Below are 3,177 nucleotides of genomic sequence, written 5' to 3'. Positions count from 1 at the left end.
GAAAAAAATACAAAAGGGGTGGCTATGTTCGATCGCACTCAATGGTTTTTGGCTGGTATGTCGATCGCACTTTCGGTTCAGCTAAGTCAGCCAGTTGCAGCAGCCGTGCCCGTTGGTAAAGTCGTACAAACAGCACAAACTAACAGTAACGAAGCTGCTGAAAAAGCTTTCAAAGAGGGACTGCAACTGTACCAGCAAGGAACGGCCCAAGCAAAAAGAAGTGCGATCGTCAAGTTGGAAGAAGCCTTAAAGCTGTATCGAGAAGTGGGCGACAATGGAAAGCAAGCGTTTAGCCTCACTGCTCTTGCCAAAATCTACTCAGACTTGGGAGAAAAACAGAAAGCTCTAGAATATTACAGCCAGTCGCTTCCCCTCTTTCGGGCAACCGGCGATCGCCGTGGGGGAGCTCACACCCTCACCAACATCGGCGGTGTCTACTCAGATTTGGGAGAACAACAGAAAGCGCTAGAGTATTACAGCCAGTCGCTTCCTCTGAGTCAGGCAACAGGCAATCGCGATGGGGAAGCTCTCACCCTCAACAACATCGGCAATGTCTACTCAGAATTGGGAGAACAACAGAAAGCGCTAGAGTATTACAGCCAGTCGCTTCCCCTGAGACGGGCAACAGGCGATCGCCGTGGGGAAGCTGGCACCCTCCACAACATCGGCTTAGTCTACTCAGATTTGGGAGAAACACAGAAAGCGCTAGAGTATTACAGCCAGTCGCTTCCCCTGAGTCGGGCAACAGGCGATCGCCGTGGGGAAGCTACCACCCTCTATGGTCTTGCCTATGTCAAACGGGATCTCGGCAATCTTACCGAAGCCCTCAAAAATATTGAATCTTCTCTCAAAATAATCGAAAACCTCCGCACTAAAATAGCCAGTCCTGAACTCCGCACCTCATATTTTGCCACAGTACAAAACTACTACGAATTCTACATCGATTTGTTAATGCAACTGCACAAAACTAATCCTAAATCCGGCTATGATACAAAAGCCTTAGAAGCCAGCGAACGTTCGAGGGCTCGCAGCCTCCTAGAACTTCTCCAAGAAAGTAACGCCAACATTCGTGAAGGTATTTCCCCCGATTTACTGCAACAAGAAAAGAGCCTGCAACAGCAACTTGATGCCGTTGAAAAGCAGAGCATCGAAGCCCTCAGTCACCCCAATCCCAACGCCACTAAAATCGATGAAATCGACAAACAGCGACTCTCACTTTTGCAAGAATATCAGCAAATTCAAACCCAAATTCGTAGCGCCAGCCCCCGCTACGCTGCCCTCACCCAACCCCAACCTTTAACGCTGCCAGAAATTCAGAAACAGATTCTCGATGAAAACACTATTTTATTGCAGTATTCCCTCGGCCTAAACCGCAGTTATTTGTGGGTTGTGACATCAACCGCACTAACTAGCTATGAATTACCAAAACGCGCTGACATTGAAACGGCAGCAGTGGCTTTCCGCACCGCTGTCACTAGCCCAACCCAGAGAAATATTCCCCAAAAAGTTGCCCAAGTAAGTGCAAATCTCGGTCAAATAATTTTACAGCCCGCCGCATCCCAATTAGGCAATAAACGCTTATTAATTGTTCCCGACGGCGTGCTGCACTATACCCCTTTTCCTGCTTTAACTCTTCCCCAAACCGCCGGAACAAATACCAATGTTCCCTTAATTGCCGAACATGAAATTATTACCTTGCCTTCTGCCTCAAGTCTCGCTATTCTCAGGCAAAATTACGGAGATAGAAAACCACCAAACCAAAGTTTAGCAATTTTAGCAGACCCTGTTTTCAGTCCAGACGATAAAAGAGTTAAAGGACAACTTTCCCCAGCAACAACCGAAAAATTAGAAGCAAACAACCTCGGTTTAAATCGCTCGCTTCGTGCTTCCGAGATAAAATGGCCACCCGATCGTCTACTATTGAGCCGCCAAGAAGCCCAAACAATATCCAGCTTATTCCCCTCAGCTTCTACCCGTCAAATACTTGATTTTGATGCCAGTCGCACTAATGCTACCGATGGAAATTTAGTCAATTATCAAATCATTCACTTCGCCACCCACGGCCTTGCCAACAGTAAAAATCCCGAACTGTCAGGAATTGTGATGTCTATCGTAGATAACAAGGGCAATCTTGTCAATGGTTTTTTGCGCCTCACGGATATTTTCAACTTGAAACTAGCAGCAAATTTAGTAGTTTTAAGTGCTTGTCAATCGGGAATGGGACAGAATGTTAGAGGCGAAGGAATGGTGGGATTAACAAGGGGATTTATGTATGCGGGGGCGCAGCGGGTGGCGGTGAGTTTGTGGAGTGTGGATGATGAAGGAACTGCTGTGTTAATGCAAAAGTTTTATCAGAAAATGGTGCAACAAAAGTTAGCACCAGCGGCAGCTTTGAGGGCGGCACAGATGGAAATGATGCAGCAGGAAAAATGGAAGTCTCCCTATTATTGGGCTGCTTTTACTTTGCAAGGGGAGTGGAAATGATGTACAGCACTTTTGCTGGTAAGTAAGTACATAGCCCTTGTAGGGACACGGCAATGCCCATTGGTGTCAACAAACACGTTAAACTGGTAGTCCGACAGTCCGATAGTCCGACAATCCGACAGTCCGACAATCCGACAATCCGACAGTCCGACAATCCGACAGTCCGACAGGGAATGAATTCCCTGTCTAATAGCTAAAGTCCTCTGAAGAGGACTAATGAGTTTAAAAATTGGGCGTTGCTGGGCGTTGCTAAATACAGGTAGGAATTCAGATTTCCCAATTGCTATAAGACAAGTATGGTGAGTTTTGTAACATCAAGCGAAAAGTTGATTCCTACCGTGAATCAGCAACGTCAAAAATTCTTCTTCTCAGTCCTCTTTCAGAGGACTTTCGCTATGAGACAGGGGTTTCAACCCCTGGCGGACTACCGGGTGGGCGGGCTGACAGCTTAAGTTGACACCAATGGGCCGAAGAGCCCGCAACGGGCAAGATGCCCGTTCCACAAAGAATGAGTTTTCTTGTGGGGTGGGCCGGAAAGCCCGCCCATAAAAAAGTTTATCGTCCGCTAGCCAAAGCCTCCCGCAATTTACGGCCCCGCGATTTATCCCGAAGTTCGGGAGTCGCCATCCGCAACACAAAATCCAGCAACCAAGGCGCAATTCGGTGACACCAAACTGCTAGATGACTTTGCCA

1 protein-coding gene is annotated in these 3,177 nt (G+C 47.5%); it reads left to right on the top strand.

Features of this window, described 5'->3' with window-relative positions; genetic code table 11:
• Window positions 1-18 precede the first annotated feature (18 nt).
• Complete coding sequence (locus QUA38_RS28180) at window positions 19-2,484, top strand: CHAT domain-containing protein (protein ID WP_445305129.1); 2,466 nt, start codon at window positions 19-21, stop codon at window positions 2,482-2,484.
• Window positions 2,485-3,177: the final 693 nt, after the last annotated feature.

This window comes from Microcoleus sp. Pol12B4, assembly GCF_036701385.1.
Taxonomy (GTDB): Bacteria; Cyanobacteriota; Cyanobacteriia; order Cyanobacteriales; family Microcoleaceae; genus Microcoleus.
The sequence above is the reverse complement of the archived record's forward strand: the minus strand, read 5'-3'. Positions and strand labels throughout refer to the sequence as shown.